General features: G+C 72.3%; 18 protein-coding genes. 4 read left to right on the top strand and 14 right to left on the bottom strand.

The genetic code is table 11. From position 1 onward, the window contains the following. Positions 1–114: 114 nt before the first annotated feature. Together ACZ4EF_RS11490 and ACZ4EF_RS11485 are read right to left on the bottom strand one after the other, a co-directional pair. Entirely contained in the window at positions 115–1,203 is a 1,089-nt protein-coding gene (locus ACZ4EF_RS11490; RefSeq protein ID WP_355348140.1) for a branched-chain amino acid aminotransferase, read from the bottom strand. A 243-nt stretch (positions 1,204–1,446) separates the two neighbouring features. After that, entirely contained in the window at positions 1,447–2,490 is a 1,044-nt protein-coding gene (locus ACZ4EF_RS11485; RefSeq protein ID WP_391044771.1) for a 3-isopropylmalate dehydrogenase, read from the bottom strand. A 165-nt stretch (positions 2,491–2,655) separates the two neighbouring features. On the opposite strand from ACZ4EF_RS11485, the gene ACZ4EF_RS11480 reads away from it, so the two are divergent. Then, a complete protein-coding gene (locus ACZ4EF_RS11480) occupies positions 2,656–4,269 on the top strand; it encodes a fibronectin type III domain-containing protein (protein ID WP_391161488.1) in 1,614 nt (537 codons plus the stop codon). A 94-nt stretch (positions 4,270–4,363) separates the two neighbouring features. Here ACZ4EF_RS11480 and ACZ4EF_RS11475 read toward each other — a convergent pair whose 3' ends face one another. From ACZ4EF_RS11475 to ACZ4EF_RS11465, 3 genes are all read right to left on the bottom strand, one after another. Then, positions 4,364–4,507, bottom strand: coding sequence for a hypothetical protein (locus ACZ4EF_RS11475; protein WP_188284990.1), 144 nt, complete (start codon positions 4,505–4,507; stop codon positions 4,364–4,366). A gap of 234 nt (positions 4,508–4,741) precedes the next feature. Next, positions 4,742–6,373: an L-glutamate gamma-semialdehyde dehydrogenase gene (pruA, locus tag ACZ4EF_RS11470; RefSeq protein ID WP_391044767.1), complete on the bottom strand. Its 1,632-nt coding sequence runs from the start codon at positions 6,371–6,373 to the stop codon at positions 4,742–4,744. Between the two features lie 85 nt (positions 6,374–6,458). Continuing rightward, complete coding sequence (locus tag ACZ4EF_RS11465; protein WP_355348129.1) at positions 6,459–7,388, bottom strand: proline dehydrogenase family protein; 930 nt, start codon at positions 7,386–7,388, stop codon at positions 6,459–6,461. 132 nt (positions 7,389–7,520) lie between these two features. On the opposite strand from ACZ4EF_RS11465, the gene ACZ4EF_RS11460 reads away from it, so the two are divergent. Next, positions 7,521–8,717 (top strand): PucR family transcriptional regulator, encoded by a 1,197-nt coding sequence (locus tag ACZ4EF_RS11460; protein WP_355348126.1) that lies wholly within the window; start codon positions 7,521–7,523, stop codon positions 8,715–8,717. A 73-nt stretch (positions 8,718–8,790) separates the two neighbouring features. Here the strand turns inward: ACZ4EF_RS11460 and serA are convergent, their stop codons facing one another. The 6 genes from serA to ACZ4EF_RS11430 all read right to left on the bottom strand — a co-directional run bounded on the left by serA (position 8,791) and on the right by ACZ4EF_RS11430 (position 18,616). Next, entirely contained in the window at positions 8,791–10,383 is a 1,593-nt protein-coding gene (gene serA, locus ACZ4EF_RS11455) for a phosphoglycerate dehydrogenase (protein ID WP_355348123.1), read from the bottom strand. A 266-nt stretch (positions 10,384–10,649) separates the two neighbouring features. After that, the gene (ilvC, locus tag ACZ4EF_RS11450; protein ID WP_355348120.1) at positions 10,650–11,648 is read right to left on the bottom strand and encodes a ketol-acid reductoisomerase; all 999 of its coding nucleotides are present in this window, start codon (positions 11,646–11,648) and stop codon (positions 10,650–10,652) included. A gap of 117 nt (positions 11,649–11,765) precedes the next feature. Further along, a complete protein-coding gene (gene ilvN, locus ACZ4EF_RS11445; protein ID WP_188284938.1) occupies positions 11,766–12,293 on the bottom strand; it encodes an acetolactate synthase small subunit in 528 nt (175 codons plus the stop codon). 36 nt (positions 12,294–12,329) lie between these two features. After that, complete coding sequence (locus ACZ4EF_RS11440; protein WP_355348116.1) at positions 12,330–14,207, bottom strand: acetolactate synthase large subunit; 1,878 nt, start codon at positions 14,205–14,207, stop codon at positions 12,330–12,332. A gap of 216 nt (positions 14,208–14,423) precedes the next feature. After that, positions 14,424–17,252, bottom strand: coding sequence for a putative bifunctional diguanylate cyclase/phosphodiesterase (locus ACZ4EF_RS11435; protein ID WP_355348113.1), 2,829 nt, complete (start codon positions 17,250–17,252; stop codon positions 14,424–14,426). Between the two features lie 419 nt (positions 17,253–17,671). Beyond that, the gene (locus ACZ4EF_RS11430) at positions 17,672–18,616 is read right to left on the bottom strand and encodes a 2-hydroxyacid dehydrogenase (protein WP_391044844.1); all 945 of its coding nucleotides are present in this window, start codon (positions 18,614–18,616) and stop codon (positions 17,672–17,674) included. Between the two features lie 92 nt (positions 18,617–18,708). Between ACZ4EF_RS11430 and ACZ4EF_RS11425 the strand changes: the two genes are divergently transcribed. Together ACZ4EF_RS11425 and ACZ4EF_RS11420 are read left to right on the top strand one after the other, a co-directional pair. Further along, entirely contained in the window at positions 18,709–19,701 is a 993-nt protein-coding gene (locus tag ACZ4EF_RS11425) for an aldo/keto reductase (RefSeq protein WP_355348110.1), read from the top strand. Between the two features lie 97 nt (positions 19,702–19,798). Then, on the top strand, positions 19,799–21,016 hold the full coding sequence (locus tag ACZ4EF_RS11420; RefSeq protein ID WP_467504036.1) for a PQQ-dependent sugar dehydrogenase: 1,218 nt from the start codon (positions 19,799–19,801) through the stop codon (positions 21,014–21,016). A gap of 15 nt (positions 21,017–21,031) precedes the next feature. Here ACZ4EF_RS11420 and ACZ4EF_RS11415 read toward each other — a convergent pair whose 3' ends face one another. The 3 genes from ACZ4EF_RS11415 to ACZ4EF_RS11405 all read right to left on the bottom strand — a co-directional run bounded on the left by ACZ4EF_RS11415 (position 21,032) and on the right by ACZ4EF_RS11405 (position 25,280). Further along, the gene (locus ACZ4EF_RS11415) at positions 21,032–24,043 is read right to left on the bottom strand and encodes a helix-turn-helix transcriptional regulator (RefSeq protein WP_401852202.1); all 3,012 of its coding nucleotides are present in this window, start codon (positions 24,041–24,043) and stop codon (positions 21,032–21,034) included. Between the two features lie 161 nt (positions 24,044–24,204). Beyond that, positions 24,205–24,426: a hypothetical protein gene (locus tag ACZ4EF_RS11410; RefSeq protein ID WP_355348101.1), complete on the bottom strand. Its 222-nt coding sequence runs from the start codon at positions 24,424–24,426 to the stop codon at positions 24,205–24,207. A 161-nt stretch (positions 24,427–24,587) separates the two neighbouring features. Then, the gene (locus ACZ4EF_RS11405; RefSeq protein WP_467504033.1) at positions 24,588–25,280 is read right to left on the bottom strand and encodes a hypothetical protein; all 693 of its coding nucleotides are present in this window, start codon (positions 25,278–25,280) and stop codon (positions 24,588–24,590) included. Between the last annotated feature and the right edge of the window lie 217 nt (positions 25,281–25,497).

Below are 25,497 nucleotides of genomic sequence, written 5' to 3'. Positions count from 1 at the left end.
GGTGCACGTTGGCAGTGTGCCACAAACCGGCCCGCTCGGGACGCCGGTCTCACCATTCGGTCGCTTCTCTGCTGGGCGGCGCCTCGCGGTCCGACGCGCCGCCCCCGCCCGCGCTCAGCCGCCCAGCGGGTGCATCCAGCCGTACGGGTCGGCGGCCCGGCCGCCCTGGATGTCGAGAAGCGCCTCCCGTAGGCGCATGGTGACCGCGCCGGGCGCGCCGTCGGCCACCGGCCAGCTCGCGCGGGTGGACTTGACGGACCCGACCGGAGTGATCACGGCGGCGGTGCCGCACGCGAAGACCTCGGTGAGGGTGCCGTCGGCGGCGTCCCGCTTCCAGTCGTCCACGGAGATCCGGCCCTCGCCGACCTCGTAGCCGAGGTCCGCGGCGATGGTGAGGAGGGAGTCGCGCGTGATGCCCGGCAGGAGGGAGCCGGACAGCTCGGGGGTGACGATGCGGTTGCCGTACACGAAGTACAGGTTCATGCCGCCCATCTCCTCGATCCAGCGGCGCTCGATCGCGTCGAGCCAGACCACCTGGTCGCAGCCGTGCTCGATGGCCTGGGCCTGGGCGACGAGGGAGGCGGCGTAGTTGCCGCCCGCCTTCGCGGCGCCGGTGCCGCCGGGCGCGGCGCGCACGTACTCCTCGGACAGCCACACCGAGACCGGCTTGACGCCGCCGGAGAAGTAGGAACCGGCCGGGGAGGCGATCACCAGGAAGAGGTACTCGTTGGCCGGGCGCACCCCGAGGCCGACCTCGGTGGCGATCATGAAGGGCCGCAGGTACAGGGACGCCTCGCCCGCGTCCGGCACCCACGCCTTCTCCTGCCTGACCAGCACGTCGCACGCCTCGATGAAGGTCTCGACCGGCAGCTCGGGCATCGACAGGCGGCGCGCGGAGGACTGGAAGCGCCGCGCGTTGGCCTCGGGCCTGAAGGTGGCCACGGTGCCGTCGGGCTGGCGGTACGCCTTCAGGCCCTCGAAGATCGTCTGCGCGTAGTGCAGCGTCATGTTCGCCGGGTCGATCGAGAGCGGGGCGTACGGCACGAGCTGGGCGTCGTGCCAGCCGCGGCCCTCGGTCCACTTGATGGTGACCATGTGGTCGGTGAAGTACCGGCCGAAGCCGGGGTCGGCCAGGATCGCCTCGCGCTCGGCGGCGGCCAGCGGGTGGGCGGAGGGCTTCAGCTCGATCGTGGGTGTCGTCATGTCCGTGTCCTTCGCCGTGTTCGCTGTCGTTCGCCGTCGTTCGCCGTCGTGCGCTGGCAGGTGCTGTCAGCGCAGGTCAGCCGTTGTCGTTCGCCGTCGTGGCGGCGGGGACACCGGGACAGGTCCTAGGACGTCCGAGCATCCGGTCGCACCGCGGCCCCACCGCCGATTATCGCAGCGGTGGGGCCGGGTACCTACAGGTGGGGCCGGGGCAGCCCCTGGCCTCGAGGTCGGACCGCCGCGTCAGGCGGATACCCGGGCGGCCAGCGCGTCGCCGATCGCGACCGTGCTGCGGGCGGGCTGTCCGGTGCGCTCGGACAGGTCGGCCTGGACGGCGGCGTCGATCCGCTCGGCCTCGGCCTCGTAACCGAGGTGCCGCAGGAGCAGGGCGACCGAGAGCACGGTGGCGGTCGGGTCGGCCTTGGACTGGCCCGCGATGTCGGGCGCGGAGCCGTGCACCGGCTCGAACATCGAGGGGAAGTCGCGGCTGGGGTTGATGTTGCCGCTGGCGGCCACGCCGATGCCGCCGGAGACGGCCGCGGCCAGGTCGGTGATGATGTCGCCGAAGAGGTTGTCGGTGACGATCACGTCGAACCGCTCGGGCTGCGTGACGAGGAAGATCGTCGCCGCGTCCACGTGCAGGTAGTCGGTGCTGACCTCGGGGAACTCGGCGCCGACCTGCTCGAAGATCCGGGTCCACAGGTGGCCCGCGTACACGAGCACGTTGTTCTTGTGCACGAGCGTGAGCTTCTTGCGGGGGCGGGCCTGGGCGCGGGCGTACGCGTCGCGCACCACGCGCTCGATGCCGAAGGCGGTGTTCAGGCTGACCTCGGTGGCCACCTCGTGCTCGGTGCCGGTCCTGATCGAGCCGCCGTTGCCGGTGTACGGGCCCTCGGTGCCCTCGCGGACCACGACGAAGTCGATCTCCGGGGTGCCCGCGAGCGGCGAGGCGACACCGGGGAACAGCTTGCTCGGCCGCAGGTTCACATGGTGGTCGAAGGCGAAGCGGAGCTTGAGCAGGAAGCCGCGCTCCAGCACGCCCGACGGCACCGACGGGTCGCCGATCGCGCCCAGCAGGATCGCGTCGTGCGCCTTGAGCCGGCCGAGGTCGTCGTCGGTCAGCGTCTGACCGGTGGCGTGGTAGCGCTTCGCGCCGAAGTCGAACTCCTCCGTCTCCAGCTTGACGTCCTGCGGAAGCACGGCGGCAAGGACCTTGAGGCCCTCCGTCACGACTTCCTGGCCGATTCCGTCACCGGGGATCACTGCGAGGCTGATGCTGCGAGACATGCCGTGCACCCTACTCCGCGTCCCAGCCCCTGACACGGCGTGTCCGCATGCCGGACGACCGGAGGTATCCGGCATCCTGGGCGTCAGCCGGTCGCCACGCCGCGTTCACCGCACGGACGGACGCCAGTCGGGCCACGGTAGGACGGCGCTGGGAGATTGCGCGTCATGGACACACCACAGATGGGTATCGACGCCAGGCTCGCCGGTCGGATGAGCATGGCGGAGCAGCACGAGTACCTGCGCGCCAAGCTGACCCGCCGCCGGGTCATCGGCGGCAGTGTCGCGGCCGCGGGCACGATCGCCGCCTCCGGCCTCCTCAGCGGCGTCGCCGCCGCGAGCACCCCGAGCCCCGGCGCGGGCCCGACGCTGCTCGGCCGGCCCGCCACCGGGCACCACGTCGACGGCGCGCTGGTCGCCCCGTTCGGCCGCCACCTCGCCTTCGGCCCCGACCCGAAGACCCAGTTCCGGGTCTCCTGGCAGGTGCCGCTCGCGGTCCGCAGGCCGTTCCTGCGGGTCGGTCTCCAGCCCTGGTCGCTCAGCCACAAGATCGAGGCGGAGGTGCGGGCGCTGCACACCCCGCAGCTCCTCAACAGCAAGCTGCCGCCGGTCGACCAGTTCTACCTGCACGTGGCGCTGGACAAGCTGCGTCCCGACACCACCTACTACTACGGCGTCGGCCACGAGGGCTTCGACCCGGCGGACGCCGCCGCCTTCGCGACCGTGGGTTCCTTCACCACCGCTCCCTCGCAGAGCAAGCGGGAGCGCTTCACCTTCACCGCCTTCGGCGACCAGGGCGTCAGCTACCACGCGCTGGCCAACGACTCGCTGATCCTGGCCCGCAACCCGGCATTCCACCTGCACGCGGGTGACATCTGCTACGCCGACCCGGACGGCGCGGGCCTGCCCGCGGACGGCGCGGACTACGACGCGCGCACCTGGGACTCCTTCCTCGCGCAGACCGAGTCGGTGGCCGCGCGGGTGCCGTGGATGGTGACCACCGGCAACCACGACATGGAGGCCTGGTACTCGCCCAACGGCTACGGCGGCCAGGAGGCCCGCTGGGCGCTGCCCGGCAACGGCCACGACCCGAAGAACCAGCCGGGCTCGTACTCCTTCGTCTACGGCAACACCGCGGTGATCGCGCTGGACGCCAACGACGTCTCGTACGAAATCCCGGCCAACTACGGGATCACCGGCGGCAAACAGACCGCGTGGCTGGACCGGACGCTCGGCCAGTACCGCAAGCAGCACGGCATCGACTTCCTGGTGGTCTTCTTCCACCACTGCGCGTACTCGACCACCAACGCGCACGCCTCGGACGGCGGTGTGCAGGCGCAGTGGGTGCCGCTGTTCGAGAAGCACCGGGTGGACCTGGTGATCAACGGCCACAACCACGTGTACGAGCGCACCGACGCGATCCGCGGCGGGCAGGTGTCCCGGCAGGTGGCGATCGGTGCGACGACCCGGCCGGAGACGGACGGCGTCGTCTATGTGACCGCGGGCGGCGCGGGCCGCAGCCTGTACGACTTCCCGGCGCCGGACTCGGTGGAGGGCGCGGAGCACCACGTGGACTCGGTCACGACGTGGCACTCCGCGAAGGGCGGCGGCAAGGTCGCCGACACCGTCGAGTGGTCGCGGGTCCGCTACACCGGCTACTCGTTCATCTCCGTGGACGTCGAGCCCGCGCGGCCGGGGCGGGAGTCGACCCTGACCGTGTCCGCGCTGGCGGAGACGGGTGCGCGGATCGACCACTTCACGGTGGCGCGGCGCGCGCGGTAGGGCCGGAACCGTGAGACCGGTGGTGGGGAGCCGGTCTCATGAGGCCGGGCCACGGGGCCGGCCGCGGGCCGCGCGCCGCTCGTGCGGGGTGCGGTCAGCGGGCCTCGTGGCCCGTGCTGCCGCCGTTGTCGCGGCGGTCCATGCTGCGCTGGAGGGCGCGGAGGGCGTTCTGGCGGGCGGTCTCGTCCATGGTGATCAACTCCAGGGAAAACTTGAGGAGATGGATGGCGGTCGCCACGGAACGGGGCGGGGAGCGGGCGCCGCGGGGGTGACCCGCGCGAAGGGCGCTGCTCGCATCCGCCGCTCGCTCGATGGAGCGAGACGTTCGGCTCCTTACAAAGTTAGGTCAGCGTGGCCGTCCTGTCGCCACAATTACTCGGACTTCCTACTATCTGAGACGACCGTCACCCATGAGGAGGCCCCCGCCACCGGATGGGGACCGGTGACGGGGGCCGCTGAGGGCAGGGCGTGGTCAGCCCTGGTGCGGGTAGCGGTAGTCCGTCGGCGGGACCAGCGTCTCCTTGATGGAGCGCGTGGACGTCCAGCGCAGCAGATTCTGCGCGGCGCCCGCCTTGTCGTTGGTGCCCGACGCCCGGCCGCCGCCGAACGGCTGCTGGCCGACGACGGCGCCGGTCGACTTGTCGTTGATGTAGAAGTTGCCCGCGGCGAACCGCAGCTTCTCCATCACGTCGGCCACCGCGGCCCGGTCCTGCGCGATGACCGAGCCGGTCAGGCCGTACGCCGAGACCGACTCCATCTGCGCGAGCATCGTCTCGAAGTCGGCGTCCTCGTAGACGTACACACCGAGCACCGGGCCGAAGTACTCCTCGCGGAAGATCTCGTTGGCCGGGTCGGTGGAGACCAGGACGGTCGGGCGGATGAAGTACCCGACCGAGTCGTCGTACGTGCCGCCCGCGACGACCTCGATCGTCGGGTCGGCCTTGGCGCGGTCGATGGCGGCCTTGTTCTTGGCGAAGGACCGCTCGTCGATGACGGCGCCGAGGAAGTTGGACAGGTCGGTGACGTCGCCCATGGTGATGCCGTCGACCTCGGCGGCGAACTCCTCCTTGAAGCCGCCGTCCCAGATCGAGCGCGGGATGTAGGCGCGGGAGGAGGCCGAGCACTTCTGGCCCTGGTACTCGAAGGAGCCGCGGGTCAGCGCGGTCTTCAGGATCGCGGGGTCGGCGGACGGGTGCGCGACCACGAAGTCCTTGCCGCCGGTCTCGCCGACGATCCGGGGGTAGGACTTGTAGCCCTCGATGTGCTCCCCGACCGTGCGCCACAGGTGCTGGAAGGTCTTGGTGGAGCCGGTGAAGTGGATACCGGCGAGGTCCGGGTGGGTCAGGGCGACCTCGGAGACGGCGATGCCGTTGCCGGTCACCAGGTTGATGACGCCGTCGGGCAGCCCGGCCTCGCGCAGCACCTTCATCAGCAGGACGGCCGAGTGGGTCTGCGTCGGCGACGGCTTCCACACCACGACGTTGCCCATCAGGGCGGGCGCGGTGGGCAGATTGCCCGCGATGGCCGTGAAGTTGAACGGCGTGATCGCGTAGACGAAGCCTTCGAGCGGGCGGTGGTCGAGGCGGTTCCAGACGCCGGGGGCGTTGGCGACCGGCTGCTCGGCGAGGATCTGCCGCGCGAAGTGGACGTTGAACCGCCAGAAGTCGACTAGTTCGCAGGGGCTGTCGATCTCGGCCTGCTGGGCGGTCTTGCCCTGGCCGAGCATCGTGGAGGCCACGATCGTCTCGCGCCAGGGTCCGGCGAGCAGTTCCGCGGCGCGCAGGATGATCGCGGCGCGGTCGTCGAAGGCCATCGCGCGCCAGGCGGGGGCGGCGGCCAGCGCGGCGTCGACCGCGTCCTGCGCGTCCTGCGCGGTGGCCTCGGCGTAGCTGCCGAGCACGGCGCCGTGGTTGTGCGGCTGCACGACGTCGGAGCGCTCGCCGCCGCCCATGCGCTGCTCGCCGCCGATGAACATCGGCAGGTCGACGGGGTTGCCCGCCAGTTCCTTGAGCTTCGCCTCCAGACGGGCGCGCTCCGGGCTGCCCGGCGCGTACGAGTGCACCGGCTCGTTGACCGGCGCGGGAACCTGGGTCACGGCGTCCATGAAGCGTTTCTCCTTCGGTGAAGAAAGGGGGATCAGCGGGCGGGAGTCGACGGGCGGATCAGGGGCCCGGGACCGGCGGGCCGGATCAGCGGGCGGGGAGGAAGGAGCGGAGGAAGAAGGCGAGGTTCGCCGGGCGCTCCGCGAGGCGGCGCATGAAGTATCCGTACCAGTCTGCGCCGTACGGCACATAGATGCGCATACGTTCGCCTTCATCCGCGAGCCGCCGCTGCTCCGCGGCCCGGATGCCGTACAGCATCTGGAACTCGTACGACCCGGCCGGCCGGTGGTTGCGCGCCGCCAGGTCCTGAGCGATGGCGATCATGCGCGGGTCGTGCGAGCCGACCATCGGGTAGCCGTCGCCCGCGAAGAGGATGCGCAGCGCCCTGACGTACGCCTTGTCCACGTCGGCCTTGGCCTGGAAGGCGACCTCGGCGGGCTCCTTGTACGCGCCCTTGACCAGCCGTACGCGCGAGCCCGCGACCGCCAGCGCGCGGGCGTCGTCCTCGGTGCGGAAGAGATACGACTGGAGGACGGCGCCGGTGCCGGGGTGCTCGCGGCGCAGCTCGTGGAGTATCGCCAGCGTCGAGTCGACGGTGGTGTGGTCCTCCATGTCGAGGGTGACGGTGGTGCCGACCTCGGCGGCCAGTTCGGCGACCCGCCGTACGTTGGCCAGCGCGATGTCGTGGCCGCCGTCGGGCAGCGTCTGGCCGAAGGCGGACAGCTTCACCGACACCTCGGCGCGGCTGCCGAGGCCGTCGTTCCGCAGCGCTTCCAGCAGCCGCAGATACGCGTCCCTGGTGGCCTGCGCGGTGGCCCGGTCGGTGACGTCCTCACCGAGGTGGTCGAGGGTGACGTCGAGGCCGGAGGCGGTCAGCGACCGCACGGTGTCCATCGCGGGGCGCAGTTCGTCGCCCGCGATGAAGCGGTTCACCACGGGACGGGTGACGGGTGCGGCGGCGACGACGCGGCGCATACGGTCGCTGCGCGAGGCGGCGAGCAACACGGGACCGAGCACGGTGGCTCCTCCGGGACGAGGGCGGTACGGGGGAACGGCCGTCCCCGGCCGTCGCCCCGAATCTAGGATTCGCCTACCCGTTGGACCAGCGACACCTGTCACGCATCAGGGTGTGGTCCCTCATACAGATGTATGAGGGAGAATGGACGAGTGCGTAGTGACTACGGCGGCAGCGGCGGTTTCAGTGGCTTCGGCGGCGATCTCCAGGAGCTGGTCGACGAGGTGTCGGCGCTGCTGGGGGCGCCCGCGACCTTGGAGGACCGGGACTTCCGGCTGATCGCCTTCGGCGTGCACGACGGTGACGACGGCGCGACGGACCCGGTGCGTACCCGGTCGATCCTCACGCGCGGCTCCACCACCGAGGTCCGCGCCTGGTTCGAGCAGTTCGGCATCACCCGCGCCACCGGGCCGGTACGGATTCCGGCCGCGCCCTCGGCGGGCGTCTTCCGCGGCAGACTCTGCCTGCCCGTGCGGCACGGCGGCGTGGTGCACGGCTACGTCTGGCTGCTGGACGAGGCCGAGCACACCGCCACCCAGCTCGACGCGGCGATGGCGGTGGCCGCCAGGATCGGCGACCGGCTCGCGGTGACGGCCCGCGAGGGCGCGGGCACCGGCCGGGCGCTGCGCGACCTGCTGACCGCCCGCACCCGCGCCGCCCGCGACAACGCGGAGGACGCGCTGCGGACGGCGCTCGGCCCGGACGCCGACGAGCCGCACGCGCTGGTCTGCATCCGGCCGCCGTCCGGCGGCGAGGACGACCTGCCGGGGCCGCGGACGATCCCGTCGGCCGCCGCGCTCTGTTTCGTGCCGGGCCCGCGCGGCGACTGCGTCGCGCTGCTGGTGCGGCTGCGCACCGTACAACTGCTGGCCACGGCCAGGTCGGCGGCGGCGCGGGTGCTCGGGGAGGTGGCCTCGGAGGGCGCGGTGGCCGGGGTCAGCGACGGGCGCAAGTCGCTCGCGGAGCTGCCGGAGGCGTGGCGGGAGGCGGGGGACGCGGCGCGCGCCGCGCTCGCGCAGCCGCTGCACGGGCCGATCGCGAAGTGGTCGGGCATCGGCCCCTACCGTTTACTGACCGCGCTCCCGGCGGACGTCCCGCCGGACCCGGTGATCGCCCCCTTGCTCTCCCCCGCGCACCGCGAACTGGCCCACACCGCCGAGGCGTTCCTCGACAACGCCGGGCAGGCCGGCCGCACCGCCACCGCGCTGGCCATCCACCGCCAGACTCTCTACTACCGGCTCTCGCGCATCGAGCAGTTGACCGGCCTCGACCTGGCCGACGGCGAGTCGCGGCTGCTGCTCCACATGGCCCTGAAGGCGGCGCGGCTGTAGGGCGGCCGGGACATACGGCGGTGCCGCCCCCCACACCCGGTGGGAGGCGGCGCCGTCGTACGCGTGCGGACCGTCAGTCCGTCAGGTTCACCGCGCGGGCGGACGTCGCGCCGATCTCCGCCGCGATGTCGCTGAGGACACCGGCCGGGATCGTGGAGTCGACGGTGAGGGCGACCAGCGCGTCGCCGCCTGCGGCGGCGCGGGCGACCTGCATACCGGCGATGTTGACGCCGACCTCGCCGAGGATGCGGCCGAGGGTGCCGACCACGCCGGGGCGGTCGGTGTAGCGCAGGAAGGCCATGTGGTCGGCGAGCACCAGGTCGGTGTCGACGTCGCCGACCGCGACGATCTTCTGGATGTTCTTCGGCCCGGCCAGCGTGCCGGAGACCGAGACCTCGGTGCCGTCGGCGAGCGTGCCGCGCACCGTCACCAGATTGCGGTGGTTGGGCGACTCGGAGCTGGTGGTGAGGCGGACCTCGACCCCGCGCTCCTGCGCGAACAGCGGCGCGTTGACGTAGGAGACCGTCTCGGCGACGACGTCCTCGAACACGCCCTTGAGCGCGCTGAGTTCCAGCACCTTCACGTCGTGCTGGGTGATCTCGCCGGAGACCTCGACGTCGAGGCGGGCCGCGACCTCCCCGGCCAGCGCGGTGAAGATCCGGCCGAGCTTCTCGGCGAGCGGCAGAGCGGGCTTGACGTCCTCGGCGATGACGCCGCCCTGGACGTTGACCGCGTCCGGGACCAGCTCACCGGCGAGCGCGAGGCGCACCGAGCGGGCGACGGCGATGCCCGCCTTCTCCTGCGCCTCGTCGGTGGAGGCGCCCAGGTGCGGGGTGGCCACCACGTTGTCGAACTGGAACAGCGGGGAGTCGGTGCACGGCTCCTTGCTGTATACGTCCAGACCCGCGCCCGCGACCCGGCCCTCCTTGAGCGCCGAGGCCAGCGCCTCCTCGTCCACGATCCCGCCGCGCGCGGCGTTCACGATCCGGACCGACGGCTTGACCTTGTGCAGCGCCTCGTCACCGATCAGGCCGAGCGTCTCGGGCGTCTTGGGCAGGTGCACGGTGATGAAGTCCGCGGCTTCGAGCAGCTCGTCCAGCGTGAGCAGCTTGACGCCCATCTGCGCGGCGCGCGCGGGCTGCACATAGGGGTCGTACGCGACGATGTTCATCCCGAAGGCGGACATCCGCTGGGCGACCAGCACGCCGATCCGGCCGAGGCCGACGACGCCGAGGGTCTTCTCGCTCAGCTCGACGCCCGTGTACTTGTTCCGCTTCCACTCGCCGTTCTTGAGCGCGGCGTTGGCCGGGGCGATGTTGCGCGCGGTGGCGATGATCAGACCGCAGGCCAGCTCGGCGGCGGTCACGATGTTGGAGGTCGGCGCATTGACGACCATGACGCCGGCCTTGGTGGCGGCGGAGACGTCGACGTTGTCGAGGCCGACGCCCGCGCGGGCGACGACCCGGAGTTTGCTCGCGGCGGCTACGGCTTCCGCGTCGACCTTGGTGGCGCTGCGGATCAAGATGGCGTCGACATCGGTGATCGCGGACAGCAGGTCGGCTCGGTCCGCCCCGTTGCAGTGCCGGATCTCGAAGTCCGGGCCGAGCGCGTCCACCGTGGCGGGCGACAGCTCTTCTGCGATGAGTACGACAGGCTTCTGGCTCACGTGGTCCTCACTTGTCCTTCGTGGGCGGCCGGTCCCGCGGTCGCTCCAGGGAGGGAGGGGATGGCATGCCGCGTGGAAGACGCACGACGCTGTGAGCCTGACGCGCTTGTTAAGGCAGTGTATCGGCGCGTTGACGGGCACCCTACGCCTTGGTGTAAGGATCACCCGAAGGTGGTTGTACGCCACGGCCAAGGGGCTTCTCACCCGCCGGACAGACCCCTTGGCCCGCCCGGCGGCCGAGAGCCCCCGAGACCGCGTGAGGGGTGTTACGCCTCTTCGTCGACCCAGCTCATCAGCTTGCGCAGCTTGCGGCCGGTCGTCTCCAGCAGGTGGTCCTCGTCGGCCTTCTTGTACTCGTTGTACTTCGGCAGACCGGCGTTGTACTCGGCGATCCAGTTGTTGGCGAAGGTGCCGTCCTGGATCTCGCCGAGGATCTTCTTCATCTCGGCCTTGGTGTTCTCGTTGATGATCCGCGGGCCGGAGACGTAGTCGCCCCACTCGGCGGTCTCGGAGACCGACCAGCGCATCTTCTCCAGGCCGCCCTCGTACATGAGGTCCACGATCAGCTTCAGCTCGTGGAGGCACTCGAAGTACGCGATCTCCGGCTGGTAGCCCGCCTCGACCAGGGTCTCGAAGCCGGCCTTGACCAGTGCGGAGGTGCCGCCGCACAGGACCGCCTGCTCACCGAAGAGGTCGGTCTCGGTCTCCTCGGTGAAGGTGGTCTTGATGACGCCGGCGCGGGTGCCGCCGATGCCCTTGGCGTACGACAGGGCCAGCGGGAAGCCCTTGCCGGTGGCGTCCTGCTCGACGGCGGCGATGCAGGGCACGCCGCGGCCTTCCTCGTACTGACGGCGGACCAGGTGGCCGGGGCCCTTGGGGGCGACCATGCACACGTCGACACCGGCCGGCGGCTTGATGAAGCCGAACCGGATGTTGAGGCCGTGGCCGAAGAAGAGGGCGTCGCCGTCCTTCAGGTTGTCCTTGATGGACTCCTCGTAGACCTTGGCCTGGATCGGGTCCGGGACCAGGATCATGATCACGTCGGCCTCGGCGGCGGCCTCGGCCACCGACACCACGCGCAGGCCCTGCTCCTCGGCCACGGTCTTGGACTTGGAGCCCTCGTGCAGACCGACGCGCACGTCGACGCCCGAGTCACGCAGCGACAGCGCGTGGGCGTGGCCCTGGCTGCCGTATCCGATGACCGCGACCTTGCGGCCCTGGATGATGGACAGGTCGGCGTCGTCGTCGTAGAACAGCTCGGCCACTTCGGGTCTCTCCTTGGATCGGGTTGTACGGCCCACCGTACGACGGGTGGGGACACGGGGGTTGCGGGGTCTCGCCATACGGATTCGGGCGAGGAGGCGTTACGTGACGCCGCGGTGCTACGCGGAGCGGTCCAGCGCGCGCAGGCTGCGGTCGGTGATGGAACGGGCGCCCCGGCCGACGGCGATGGTGCCGGACTGGACGAGTTCCTTGATGCCGAAGGGCTCCAGCATCTTGAGCATGGCCTCCAGCTTGTCGGCGCCGCCGGTGGCCTCGATGGTGACGGCCTCCGGGGAGACGTCCACGGTCTTGGCGCGGAAGAGCTGGACGATCTCCACGATCTGGGAGCGCGAGTCGTTGTCGGCCCGCACCTTCACCAGAACGAGTTCGCGCTGAACCGCCGACGCGGGGTCGAGTTCGACGATCTTCAGCACGTTGACGAGCTTGTTGAGCTGCTTGGTGACCTGCTCCAACGGCAGTTCGTCCAGCACGTTGACCACGATGGTGATGCGGGAGATCTCGGGGTGCTCGGTGGTGCCGACCGCGAGGGAGTCGATGTTGAAGCCGCGCCGGGAGAACAGCGCCGTGATCCGGGCGAGGACACCGGGCTTGTTCTCCACCAGGACGGAGAGGGTGTGCTTGGACATGGTCGGGATTCCTTCTCTCACGTGTCCGCGGTCGCTTCAGTCGTCCAGCTCGTCGCTGAAGTCCGGGCGGACGTCGCGGGCGGCCATGATCTCGTCGTTGGAGGTGCCTGCGGCGACCATCGGCCACACCATCGCGTCCTCGTGGACGATGAAGTCCACGACGACGGGGCGGTCGTTGATGGAGTTGGCCTTGGCGATGACCGCGTCCAGCTCCTCGGGGGTCTCGCAGCGCAAGCCCACGCAGCCCATCGCCTCGGACAGCTTCACGAAGTCCGGGACGCGGGTGCCGCGGTTCTGGATGGAGCCGACGCCCTGCGTGGAGCCGGGGACGTTCTCGGCGCCGGAGTGCAGCACGGTGTTGGAGAACCGCTCGCCGTAGAAGAGGTTCTGCCACTGGCGGACCATGCCCAGCGCGCCGTTGTTGATGATCGCGATCTTGATCGGGATGTTGTTGAGCGCGCAGGTGACCAGTTCCTGGTTGGTCATCTGGAAGCAGCCGTCGCCGTCGATCGCCCAGACGGTGGCGTCGGGGCGGCCGGCCTTGGCGCCCATGGCGGCCGGGACCGCGTAGCCCATGGTGCCCGCGCCGCCGGAGTTGAACCAGGTGGAGGGCTTCTCGTACTTGATGAACTGGGCGGCCCACATCTGGTGCTGGCCGACGCCCGCGGCGAACAGCGTGCCCTCCGGGGCGAGTTGGCCGATCCGCTCGATGACCTGCTGCGGGGACAGGCTGCCGTCGGAGGGCAGGTCGTAGCCGAGCGGGTAGGTGTTGCGCCAGAAGTTCAGGTGCTCCCACCAGCCGGTGTAGTCGCCCTTGTGACCGGCCTCGTGGTCGGCCTGGACGGCGACGATCAGATCGGCGAGCACCTCGCGGGCGTCACCGACGATCGGGACGTCCGCGACGCGGTTCTTGGAGATCTCGGCCGGGTCGATGTCGGCGTGCACGACCTTGGCGTACGGCGCGAAGGTGTCGAGGCGGCCGGTGACGCGGTCGTCGAAGCGGGCGCCGAGGGCGACGATCAGGTCGGCCTTCTGGAGCGCGGTGACCGCGGCGACGTCGCCGTGCATGCCGGGCATGCCGACGTGCTGCGGGTGGCTGTCGGGGAAGGAGCCGAGCGCCATCAAGGTGGTGGTGACGGGCGCGCCGGTCAGTTCCGCGAGGATGCGCAGCTCGCCGGTGGCGCGGGCCTTCATGACGCCGCCGCCGACGTAGAGCACGGGGCGCTTGGCCTCGTTGATCAGCCGGGCGGCCTCGCGGATCTGCTTGGCGTGCGGCTTGGTCACCGGGCGGTAGCCGGGCAGGTCCTGCTGCGGCGGCCAGGAGAACGTCGTCTCGTTCTGCATCGCGTCCTTGGCGATGTCGACCAGGACCGGGCCGGGGCGGCCGGTGGAGGCGATGTGGAACGCCTCGGCGATGGTGCGCGGGATGTCGGCCGCGTCGGTGACCAGGAAGTTGTGCTTGGTGATCGGCATGGTGATGCCGCAGATGTCCGCCTCCTGGAAGGCGTCGGTCCCGATGGCCTTGGCGGCGACCTGCCCGGTGATGGCGACGATCGGCACCGAGTCCATGTGGGCGTCGGCGATCGGCGTCACGAGGTTGGTCGCGCCGGGGCCCGAGGTGGCCATGCACACGCCGACCTTGCCGGTGGCCTGCGCGTAGCCGGTGGCGGCGTGACCGGCGCCCTGCTCGTGCCTGACCAGGATGTGCCGGACCTTCGCGGAGTCCATGAGCGGGTCGTACGCGGGCAGGATCGCGCCCCCGGGAATGCCGAATACCGTGTCGGCGCCAACGGCCTCGAGGGAGCGGATGAGCGACTGCGCGCCCGTCATGCGCTCGGGGGTGGCTGCTGCGGCGGGAGCCGCGCTGCGGGTCCGCGGCTGCGGATGGTGGGACCCGTTGGCCTGCTCGGTCATCTGCGTTCTCTTCTCTCGAAGATGGGGGTGATGAGGGTTTTGTGGGGGTGTCCGACGGGGGCCGGACAACAAAAAACCCCTCGTGCCGTGAGGCAAGCGAGGGGAGCGCGTCGGTGCGTGTGCGAGGCTGTACGGCCTCGGTCAGCCGACGCGCTTTCCAAGTACGAGAATTCGGGTGCGCATGGCCTTGACCTTCCTCCCGGACCCCGGCGGGTGTCAAGCCGGTGGGACACGCGTCTCAGTATTTGAGCGACGCGAGGGCAGCGGAAGTCCGTTCGATGTGACCTGTTCACGGGGTGTTTCCCGCGGTACGGGATAGCCGCCGCGGGTCAGCGAGCCGCGCAGCCGGTGCTCGTCCAGCGGCCCCGAGAAGGCCATGCCCTGGCCGTGCGTACAGCCCATGTCGCGCAGGACGTGCAGCTGCTCGGGGCGGTCCACGCCGTCGGCGACGCTGCCCACGCCCAGGTCGTGGGCGATCCGCAGCAGACCGCGGGTGATCTTGTGCAGCCGGGCCGACTCCACGACGCCCTCCACGAAGCAGCGGTCGAGCTTGACGAGGTCGACGGGGAGTCTGCGCAGCGCGATGAGCGAGGCATAGCCGCCGCCGAAGCCGCCGAGCGCGATCCGTACGCCCATCCTGCGCAGCGCCGACAGCCGCCGTTCCAGGTCGTCCAGGGCGATCCGGGGGTCGCCGCCCGCCAGCTCCAGGACGAGGCCGCCGGGGGGCAGTCCGTGCCGGGTGAGCATGGTCTCGATGCCGGACACGGGGAGGTCGCGGTGGAGCAGGCGGTGGGCGGGGAGCCGGACGGCGACGGGGACGGTGTGACCGGCCCCGTACCGCAGCGCCGCCTGCTCCACCGCCTGTTCCAGCAGCCACCGCCCCAGTTCTAAGGAACGGTCGGTGTCCTCGGTGGCGCGCAGGAATTCGGCGGGGGTGAAGAGGATGCCCTGCGCGGACCGCCAGCGGGCCTGCGCCTCGACGGAGGTGACCCGGCCGCTGTCCAGTTCCACCACGGGCTGGTGGAGCAGGGTGAACTCGCCGTCGTGCAGCGCCTTGCGGAGCCGGCCGGCCAGTTCGGTGCGGCGGACGACGTCGGCCTGCATCTGCGGTGCGTAGACCTCGACGCGGCCCTTGCCCGCCTGCTTGGCGCGGTACATCGCCAGGTCCGCGTTGCGCATCAGCTCGCCGGGGGTGGCGCCGGGTTCGGCGAAGGCGATGCCGATGCTGGCGGCGACCCGTACCTCGCCGCCCTCCACGCGGTACGGCTCGCAGAGCACCGACCGCAGGCGCTCCGCGATGTCGAGGATCTGGAACTCGCGCTCACGCGGGTCGGCGCTGGCGCCGCAGACCAGGGCGGCGAACTCGTCGCCGCCGAGCCGGGCCGCGGTGTCGCCGGAGCGCAGCGCGTCCCGTATCCGCCGGGCGGCCTGGACCAGCAGTTCGTCGCCCGCCTGGTGGCCGACCGTGTCGTTGACGGCCTTGAAGCCGTCGAGGTCGACGTAGAGCAGGGCGGCGTGGGCGTCACCGGCCCTCCGGCCGCTCAGGGCGCGGGTGACGCGCTCGGTGAACAGCGCGCGGTTGGGCAGGTCGGTGAGCGGATCGTGCGAGGCGTTGTGCTGCAACTGGGCCTGGAGCCTGACGCGTTCGGTGACGTCCCGGCTGTTGAAGATCAGGCCGCCCTGGTAGCGGTTGACGCTGGACTCGACGCTGAGCCAGCAGTCGTCGGCCATCGAGCCGTCCTGGTTGCGGGTGTGGCCGGAGCGGATGCGGCACTCGATCCGGGTCGCGGGTTCGTCACCGGGCGGCGCGGCGAGGAATCTGCGGACCTCGTGGACGACGCGTCCCAGGTCGTCGGGGTGGATGTGCGCGGCCAGTTCGGTGCCGACCAGTTCCTCCGGGTCGCGGCCGTAGACGCCCTGCGCGGCGGGGCTGACGTAGCGCAGCACTCCGGTGGGCGCGGCGATCATGATGACGTCGCTCGACCCCTGGACCAGGGAGCGGAAGTGGTTCTCCTTCTGGGCCAGTTCCTGGGTGAGCGAGATGTTGTCGAGCAGCATGATGCCCTGGCGTACGACGAGGGCGAGGACGACGGTGCAGCCGGTGAAGAGGACGACGCGGTCGCACTTCTGGCCGGTGATCACGTTGTAGAGGATGCCGAGGGTGCAGACGGCGGCGGCCAGATACGGCGTGAGGGCGGCGAGCGAGCCGGTGACCTTGCGGGTCGCGGTGGCGGTGCGCCGCACCGGGTCGGTGCGGGTGCCGGTCCACGGCGCGTACGCCAGCAGCATGCTGCCCGCGAACCAGCCCGCGTCGAGGATCTGGCCCGAGCGGTAGTGCTCGCGCAGGATCGGCGAGGTGAACAGGGCGTCGCACAGCACGGTCATGGCGAGCGCGGCGATGGCGGTGTTGACCGCGGCGCGGTTGGCGGCCGAGCGCCGGAAGTGCAGGGCGAGCACCATGCTGACCAGGACGATGTCCAGCAGCGGGTAGGCCAGCGAGAGCGCCATGCGGGCGGTGCTCGGGCCGTCCCAGGCCGCGGTGTGGGCGAGCGCCAGGCTCCACGACAAGGTGAGCAGCGAGCCGCCGATCAGCGACGCGTCCAGCGCCAGGCAGACCCAACCGGCTCTGGTGACCGGGCGTTTGGCCAGGACGAGCAGACCGATGATGGCGGGCGGCGCGAACATCAGGAAGCAGAAGTCGGCGGCGGAGGTCTGCGGCACCGGGCGGCGCAGCACCACCTCGTACCAGCCCCAGATGCCGTTGCCGAGCGCGACCATCGCGGAGGAGACCGCGAACAGCAGCCAGGCGGGGCGGTGTTGGCCGCAGACCTTGCGCGCGTAGACCAGCGAGGAGACGGTGGCGGTGGCCGCGGCGGCGGAGAGTCCGAAGTCGCCCATGACCAGGGCGACTTCGCTGGAGCCCCAGCCGAGCACGGCGCCGGTGGTGTAGCCGCCGCACAGGACCGCGACCAGGAGTTGGGGCAGCAGGCCCGCCCGGCCGCCGCGCGCCGAAGGGCGGGCGAGCACCGCCCCGGTGGAGCTCACCGTGCGGTCCGGTGTCGTCGGCGCGGGCCGAACGGCCGCGGTGTGCTGCTCAGTACGGCGCTCTGGGCCCGCGCGCTGGAGTGACCGGAGTGAATCCATCGGCCGTGCATCGCCCGTCGCCCCCCTTCACTTGCTCGTCGTTCACATCACCGTGGCCGTCCCTCCCGGCCCCGGTGAGTCCCCCGATCGGGACGATACACCAGATCCGTCACTCAGGGACATAGTTCCTCTACTCAGCGTAACCACAGGGAAGATGGCGGACGCGCGTGCGGTCGCCGCGTGCCGAAGGGCCGTCCTCCCCCGTGCTGTAGGCGTGCCCGTCCCGCCTCACGCATACGCGTCGGCCGCGCCCCGACGGCCGTGCGCGGGACGTCTCGGTCCGCCCATCGGCCGGTCGGCCGGTCGCTCGGCCAGCCGGGTCAGCTCGTCGCGACGACGTTCTCCAGCGGCTCACCGGCCGCGAAGCGTACGAGCTGCTCGCGGATCAGCCGCTGGGCGCGCGGCATGAAGGCCGAGGTGCTGCCGCCCACGTGCGGGCTGATCAGCACGCCCGGCGCGTGCCACAACGGGTGCCCCGCGGGCAGCGGTTCGGGGTCGGTGACGTCGAGCGCCGCGGTCAGCCGCCCCGCCCCGGTCTCGGCGAGCAGCGCCTCGGTGTCGACGACCGGGCCGCGCGCCATGTTCACCAGCAGCGCGCCGTCCTTCATCCGGGCCAGGAACTCCGCGCCGGCCAGACCGCGGGTCTGCTCGGTCAGCGGAGTGGTGAGCACCACCACGTCGGCGGACGGAAGGAGGCGCGGCAGCTCGGAGAGGGCGTGCACCGGTCCGCGCGGCGCGTTCCTGGCGCCGCGCGCCACCCGCACCACCTCGCACTCGAACGGGATCAGCCGCTCCTCGACGGCCGCGCCGATCGAGCCGTACCCGACGATCAGCACCTCGCGGTCGGCGAGCGCCGGGTAGAAACCGCCGTGCCACTCCTCGGCGTCCTGGCCGCGCACGAAGCGCGGGATGCCGCGCAGCGAGGCGAGGACGAGCGCGAGGGCGAGTTCCGCGGTGCTCGCCTCGTGCACCCCGCGCGCGTTGCACAGGCTCACGCCGGGCGGCAGTCGCTCCAGGTGCGGCAGGATGTGGTCCACTCCGGCGCTGAGCGTCTGCACGGCGCGCACCCCGGTCATCCGCGGCAGCGGCAGCGCTCCCGCGGTCGCGCCCTTCATGTAGGGGACGACGTAGAAGGCGGCGTCCGCCGGGTCGGCGGGGAAGTCGCCGTCACCGTCCCAGAAGACGTACTCGAAGGCGTCCGGCAGTCCGTCCACGCCCTCGGGCGGCACGGAGAGCCACACCTGGGGACGGCGGTCTCGGGTCATGTCGTTCATGGTCAGGAGGCTATGACACAGTGGGGCGGCGGCTGGGATCGGTCCGGCGGATCACGAACGGCCCTTTGAGGGAGGACGGTCGGGTGGAGCGCAGGACAATCGGTGCAGCAGCTCTCGAAGTGGGCGCCGTGGGCCTGGGATGCATGCCGATGAGCTGGGCGTACAGCACCTCGCGCCAGGACGGCGAGACGTCGCTGCGGGCCGTGCACACCGCGCTCGACACGGGTTCGACGCTGCTGGACACCGCCGACATGTACGGCCCGTTCACCAACGAGCTGCTGCTGGGGCGGGTGTTGAGGGAGCGGCGGCGCGACGCGTTCGTCTCCACCAAGTGCGGGCTGCTCGTCGGCGAGCAGCACATCGTCGCCAACGGCCGCCCCGGGTACGTCAAACGCGCCTGCGACGCGTCGCTGCGCCGCCTCCAGACCGACGTCATCGACCTCTACCAGCTCCACCGCGTGGACGCCGAGGTGCCCATCGAGGAGACCTGGGGCGCGATGGCGGAACTGGTCGCGGCGGGCAAGGTGCGGGCGCTCGGCCTGTGCGCGGTCGGCGCGCGCGGCAACCGCCGTACCGGCGCGCACCTGCACGACGAGACGATCCGGCACCTCGTACGCGCCCAGCAGGTCTTCCCGGTCAGCTGTGTGCAGGCCGAGCTGTCGGTGTGGGCTGCCGAGGCCCTGGAGTCGCTGCTGCCGTGGTGCGCGGCGCGCGGGATCGGCTTCATGGCCGCGATGCCGCTGGGCAACGGCTTCCTCACCGGCACGCTGACGCCCGGCGGCGGTTTCGAGCCGGACGACCTGCGCGCCCGGCATCCGCGCTTCACCGCCGAGATGATGGCCGCCAACCAGCCCGTGGTGGCCGGACTGCGCCGGGTGGCCCAGCGGCACGACGCGACCGCCGCCCAGGTCGCCCTGGCCTGGGTCCTCGCCCAGGGGCCGCACGTCGTGCCGGTCCCCGGCGCCAAGTCGGCCCGCTGGACGGCCGAGAACGCCGGGGCCGCGCGGCTGCGGCTGACCTCGGAGGACCTGTCGGAGATCGCGGAGCTGCCCGCCGCGCGCGGCTCGTGGGACTGACGCGGGTCTGCCGTGCGGCCCCGGCGGGTACGGGTGATCGGCGGGCGGGACGCCGCTCGCGTGTGATGTGCTGGGGCGAAACGAGGGAGTGAGCGCCGTGAGGTCTTGGAGCGCAGTGCGCCGCGGGCCGGTCCGCCGGACGGCGGCCGGGACTGTGGCCGCCGTGGCCGTACTCGTCCTCGGCGGCTGCTCGTCGGACGGCCCGAATCTCGTCACTCCCCGGCCGTCGGGCAGTGGCGCCTCGCCGTCCGCGCCCTCCCCGAGCGGCGGCACGGCCGGGACCACCGCGCCGCCCGCCAGCCCGTCGGAGTCCGCCGCGCCCGCCAAGGGCACCGCGAAGGTGACCGGCACCGTCGCCTCCGGGCTCGACACCCCGTGGGGCGTCGCGACGCTGCCGGACGGCACGATGCTGGTCGGCTCCCGCGACACCGGCCGGATCGTCCGCGTGGACCCGGTCAAGAAGACCACCAGCGCGGTCGGCACCGTGCCCGGCGTCCAGGCGGGCGGCGAGGGCGGGCTGCTCGGCCTCGCGGTCTCCCCCGACTTCGGCTCCGACCGGCTGGTCTACGCGTACTTCACGACCGCGTCGGACAACCGCATCGTCCGGATGCTGTACGACACCTCGCACGCCGAGGGCCAGCAGCTCGGCGCCCCCGACACGATCCTGCGGGGCATCCCCAGCGGCACCATCCACAACGGCGGGCGGATCGCCTTCGGCCCCGACAAGATGCTGTACGCCGGGACCGGCGAGACCAACCAGCGCGGGCTCGCGCAGGACAAGTCCTCGCTCGCCGGGAAGATCCTGCGGATGACGCCCGACGGGCAGCCGCCCAAGGACAACCCCACGCCCGGCTCCCTCGACTACTCCGACGGCCACCGCAATGTGCAGGGCCTGGCCTGGGACGACAAGGGCCGCCTGTGGGCCTCGGAGTTCGGCCAGGACACCTGGGACGAGCTGAATCTCATCGAGCCCGGCAAGAACTACGGCTGGCCGGTCGTCGAGGGCATCGCGCACCGCGCGGGGTACGTCGACCCCGTCGTCCAGTGGCACACCGACCAGGCGTCGCCCAGCGGGATCGCCTACGCCGCCGGGTCCATCTGGATGGCCGCCCTCCACGGCGCCCGCCTGTGGCGCATCCCCCTCGACGGCGCCCACGCCGCCGCCCCGCAGTCCTTCTTCACCGGCGCCTACGGCCGCCTGCGCACCGTCGTCGCCGCCGACGACGGCACCTTGTACCTGACGACCAGCAACACCGACGGCCGCGGCACTCCCGCCAAGGGCGACGACCGCATTCTGCACCTCACGGTGAGCTGACCCGCGCGGGCGGCGTCAGGACGCCGCCGGGGCGAAGAGGTTCAGCCGGTGGGCCAGCGCGGCGGCCTCACCGCGGGTGGACAGCGAGAGCTTGGCGAGGATGTTGGAGACGTGGACGCTCGCCGTCTTGGGTGAGATGAACAGGACTTCGGCGACCTGACGGTTGGTGAGGCCGTCGGCGACCAGGCGGAGCACGTCGCGTTCACGGGCGGTGAGCCCGAGGGATTCGACGGGGTCCGCGGCGGGGGGCGCGGGGCTGTCCAGGGGCAGGCGACCGCGCTGGGCCAGTCGGGTGATCCGGTCGCGCAGGGGGCGCGCGGCGAAGGCGTCCGCCGTCGCGTACGCCTGCGCGAGCAGGCACCCGGCCTCCTCACGGCCCTCGGGTCCCGCGGCCAGCAGCGCCTCGGCGTGCCGGTGGCGTACGGCGGCCAGTTCGTACGGCCGTTCCTGGCGGGCGAAGGCGAGCGCGGCGGCGGCCCACAGGTCGGGCTCCGTACGGCCTTCGGCGCGGGCCAGTTCGGCGTCGACCACCAGGGCGTACGCCTCGGCGAGCGGCGTCGGCCGGGACAGCTCGCGGGCGGCGGCGCGGATACGTTCCAGGACGCGCGGTTCGGCGGCGCCGTCGGCCTCGGCGGCGGCTCCCGCGGCGAGCAGGGGCCAGGCGAAGCGGGTGGTCCCGGTGGCGAAGCCGCTGTCGATCGCGCCGAGGAGTTCGCGGCGCGCGTCGTCGAACCGGCCCTGGGCCGAAGCCAGTTGGAGCGCGAGGGTGCGACTCGGGATGAGGTGCTGCGGCTGCGTGTCGTGGAGGAGACCGGCCCGGGCGGCGGCCTGGTAGCGGACGGCGGCCTCGGTGTCGCCGAGCAGCAGGGCGAGGAATCCGTGGTGCATCTCGATGCCCGCGCGCGGATACGAGCCGTCGGCGTACCGCAGCGCCTCGGCGAGGGCGACGGCGGCCTCCGCGTACCGGCCGAGCGAGATCAGCGACTCCCCCTCGTTGGTGAGCAGCCACGAGCGGATGCCGAGCGAGACGCGCGCGCCGATCAGCCGCTGGCCCTCGCGGGCGACGGCGACGGCCTCGCGGGAGCGGCCCGCGCCCTCCAGGACGGAGGACAGATTGCCGTAGGTGCGGGCGATGGCGCCGGGCACCGCGTGGTCGCCGCTGAGCAGCCGCCGTACCTCCTCGACCTCCGCGATGCCGCCGTCGATGTCACCGCCGTCGGCCTGGAGCAGGCCGAGGGTGACGCGGGCGTGCAGTTCGGTGTCGCGGGCGCCGGCCTGCCGGGCGTACTCGACGGCGCGGCGCCCGATGTCGATGCCCTCGGCGCCGGATTTGTGCACCATGATCCAGCTCGCGATCATCGTGAGGACCTCGGCGTGCGCGGCGGACGGCGGCTGGCCGCGGACCAGTTCGCGGGCGCGCGACAGCTCGTCCCAGCCGTCGCCGCGGCCGAGCGCCTCGGTGACGCGGGAGCGCTGCGCCCAGAACCAGGCGGCGCGCAGCGGGTCGTCGCCGCTGTCGGCGCGGTCCATCAGCCGCAGTGCCCGCTTGGCCATCGCGTGCGCGCGTTCCCGCTCGCCGCCGAGCCGGGCGGCGACGGTGACCTCGGCGAGCAGGTCGAGCAGGCTCAGCGGGGTGTCGGGGTGGCAGCCGCACGCCGGGTACGCCTCCGCGTAGTCGGCGGGCCGCAGCTCGGCGCGGGTCTCCTCGGGGGCGTCGTCCCACAGTTCGAGCGCGCGTTCCAGCAGCCGGTACTGCTCGGCGTACGCGTGCCGCCGCCTGGCCTCGACGGAGGCGCGCAGGACGGCGGGCAGCGCCTTGGCCGGGTCGTGGGCGGCGTACCAGTAACTGGCGAGCCGCGCGGCCCGCTCGTCGGCGCGGACGAGCGTCGGGTCGGCCTCGACGGCCCGCGCGTACCGCCGGTTGATCCGGCTGCGCTCGCCGGGCAGCAGGTCGTCGCCGACGGCCTCGCGGACCAGGGAGTGCCGGAAGCGGTAGCCCTCACCGCTGTCGGAGGGCAGCAGGATGTTGGCGCCCACGGCGGTGCGCAGCGCGTCCAGCAGGGCGTCCTCGTCCAGTCCCGTGATGGCTTCGAGCAGCCGGTACTCCACCGTGCTGCCGCCTTCCGCGACGAATTTCGCCACCCGCTGGGCGTCGTCGGACAGCGCCTCGACGCGGACCAGCAGCAGGTCGCGGAGGGATTCGCTGATGCCGGTGGCGCAGCCGCGGGTGATGCTGCACGCCAGCTCCTCGACGAAGAAGGGGTTGCCGTCCGAGCGGGTGAAGACCTCGTCCACGACGGCGTCCGCGGGCTCCGCGCCGAGGATCGACGCGAGCTGACGGCGCACTTCGGCGCGGCTGAAGCGGGGCAGCTCGATGCGCTTGACGGTCCGCAGCCGGTCGGTCTCGGCGAGGAAGGGCCGCAGCGGGTGCCTGCGGTGGATGTCGTCGGCGCGGTAGGTGCCCGCGATCAGCACGCGGGCGCGCTGGAGGGAGCGGAAGAGATACGCCAGCAGCTCGCGGGTGGAGCGGTCGGCCCAGTGCAGGTCCTCCAGGACGACGACGAGCGTACGGTCGGCGCCGAGCCGTTCCAGCAGGCGGGCGGTGAGCTCGAAGAGGCGGACCCGGCCGTCCTCGTCGTGCGGGTCGCGGGGCAGGCCGCCGCCGGATTCGGCCAGCTCGGGCAGCAGCCGGGCCAGCTCGGCCTCCTGCCCGGCCGCGGCGGCCGTCAGCTCGGCGCCGAGCGCCCGGTACAGGGCGCGCAGCGCCGTCGAGATCGGGGCGAACGGCAGTCCGTCCGCGCCGATCTCCACGCAGCCGCCGACCGCGGTGACCGCGCCGGCCGCCCGCGCGGCGGCCACGAATTCCTCGGTCAGCCGGGTCTTGCCGACCCCCGCCTCCCCGCCGATCAGCACCGCCTGCGGCTCCCCCGCCGCCGCGGCGGCCAGCGCGGCGCCGAGCTTCGCCAGTTCGGCGTCACGGCCAATGAACTCGGGACTCAGCGACTGCGTCTGCACGCTGCCGAGCATCGCACGCCCACGCCTTCTCCCGACACCGATTACCCGGGCGGCGCCTTGCCCATCCCTCCCGCCGGGCGCGGGAGAGGGGCCGCCCGCCGGGGGCGGCCCCTGCGCCCGCGCACCCGGCAGCGCGGTCGCGGTGGTCCGGGCCGGCGCCGGGTGCGGCGCAGTCATGCGGCTTGGTGGCGGGCTCGGCCGCGGGACGGGCGCGGGGAGGCGGGGGCCTCCGCGGCCGAGTCCGCCTCGGTGCCGGTGCGGGCGGCGGTCCTGGTGGTCCTGCGGTTCCTGCGGGCGGCGTCGCGGGCGGCCTTGGCGTCCCGGGCCAGCCGCCAGGCGTCGGCGCGGTGCTGGAGGTCGTCACGGCGGGCCTGCTGGAGTTCGTAAGCGAACATCGGTCTCTCCCCTTGGATGATGTGCTTGTTCCGCTGCCACAAGCTTCGTCTCCAAGGGGGTCCCGCCACATCGGGCAGTTGCCGCAACTCTCGGCCCCAGGGGGCCTTAGACGGCCGCCCCGTACGGGGTGCGGGTGCCTTAGACGCTCACCGCGCGGGGGTCAGGACGCGGGGACCGTAGGGAGGTCGGCGAACACGTCGAACCACATGGCGCCCGCGATGAGCAGGCCGATGAAGGCCAGGACGACACCGCCCCAGGCGAGCGCCTGGCTCCAGTGGCCGCGGGCGGCGCGGGCCCGGGAGGCCGGGTGCAGCAGCACTCCGCCGCAGACGATCAGCGCGACGACCGCGAAGATGCCGTTGACCAGGGCGATCGCGTGCCAGGGCGTGCCGTATCCGGCGGCGATCTGCTGCTTGGCGGTGCCGCTGGACGTCTTGATCTGGCCGATCAGGCCCTGCCGCTGGGAGACGACGTTGCTGAGCCAGGTGCCGGTGAGCGAGGACAGCGCGAGCGCGGCGCCCGCGACGGCGGCGGCGCCGGTCACGATGGCGGAGGCGGCGGACGGCGCCGCGGGCTCCGCGGCGAGTGCGTCGTCCCCCTCCTCGGCGTCGGCTCCGTCGCCGATCACCTCGTAGTCGGTCTCGTCCACGACTTCGAGGTCGGCCGCGGTCTCCGCGGCGGGGGTGCCGGGCTTCTCCCGCGCGGACGCGGTCCCGCTCTCGGTCCCGGTCTCGGTCTCGGTCCCGGTCTCGGTCTCGGTCCCGCTCTTGGTCCCGGTCTCGGTCTCGGTCCCGCTCTCAATCCCGCTCTCGGTCTCGGCGTCGGTCACTGTGGGGGGCTTGGTGGTCTCCATGGTCCGCACCGTAGGGATGCTTTCTGAGAGCGGACTGAGAGCCGTCTGAGAGTGCCCGCCTCAACCTGTGAGATCCACTGTCCACATCCCGGCCGACTCACGTCGCCGGGCACGGCCGAGGCCGCCCACGGCGACGGGACCGCCCACGGCCGAGGGCGGCCCCCGCCACCGGGAACCGCCCTCGTATAACCGTCCGGCACGCGCGGGCGGCCTGGCC

The organism is Streptomyces sp. NPDC025721 (assembly GCF_055558595.1).
The sequence above is the reverse complement of the archived record's forward strand: the minus strand, read 5'-3'. Positions and strand labels throughout refer to the sequence as shown.

Coding starts and splice junctions, on each gene's coding strand:
- ACZ4EF_RS11490 (WP_355348140.1), bottom strand. CDS start 1,203: ATGACGACACCCACGATCGAGCTGAAGCCCTCCGCCCACCCGCTGGCC.
- pruA (WP_391044767.1), bottom strand. CDS start 6,373: ATGGACGCCGTGACCCAGGTTCCCGCGCCGGTCAACGAGCCGGTGCAC.
- ACZ4EF_RS11485 (WP_391044771.1), bottom strand. CDS start 2,490: ATGTCTCGCAGCATCAGCCTCGCAGTGATCCCCGGTGACGGAATCGGC.
- ACZ4EF_RS11430 (WP_391044844.1), bottom strand. CDS start 18,616: ATGACCCGAGACCGCCGTCCCCAGGTGTGGCTCTCCGTGCCGCCCGAG.
- ACZ4EF_RS11410 (WP_355348101.1), bottom strand. CDS start 24,426: ATGTTCGCTTACGAACTCCAGCAGGCCCGCCGTGACGACCTCCAGCAC.
- ilvN (WP_188284938.1), bottom strand. CDS start 12,293: ATGTCCAAGCACACCCTCTCCGTCCTGGTGGAGAACAAGCCCGGTGTC.
- ACZ4EF_RS11415 (WP_401852202.1), bottom strand. CDS start 24,043: ATGCTCGGCAGCGTGCAGACGCAGTCGCTGAGTCCCGAGTTCATTGGC.
- ACZ4EF_RS11405 (WP_467504033.1), bottom strand. CDS start 25,280: ATGGAGACCACCAAGCCCCCCACAGTGACCGACGCCGAGACCGAGAGC.
- ACZ4EF_RS11460 (WP_355348126.1), top strand. CDS start 7,521: ATGAGGGAGAATGGACGAGTGCGTAGTGACTACGGCGGCAGCGGCGGT.
- ACZ4EF_RS11480 (WP_391161488.1), top strand. CDS start 2,656: ATGGACACACCACAGATGGGTATCGACGCCAGGCTCGCCGGTCGGATG.
- ACZ4EF_RS11440 (WP_355348116.1), bottom strand. CDS start 14,207: ATGACCGAGCAGGCCAACGGGTCCCACCATCCGCAGCCGCGGACCCGC.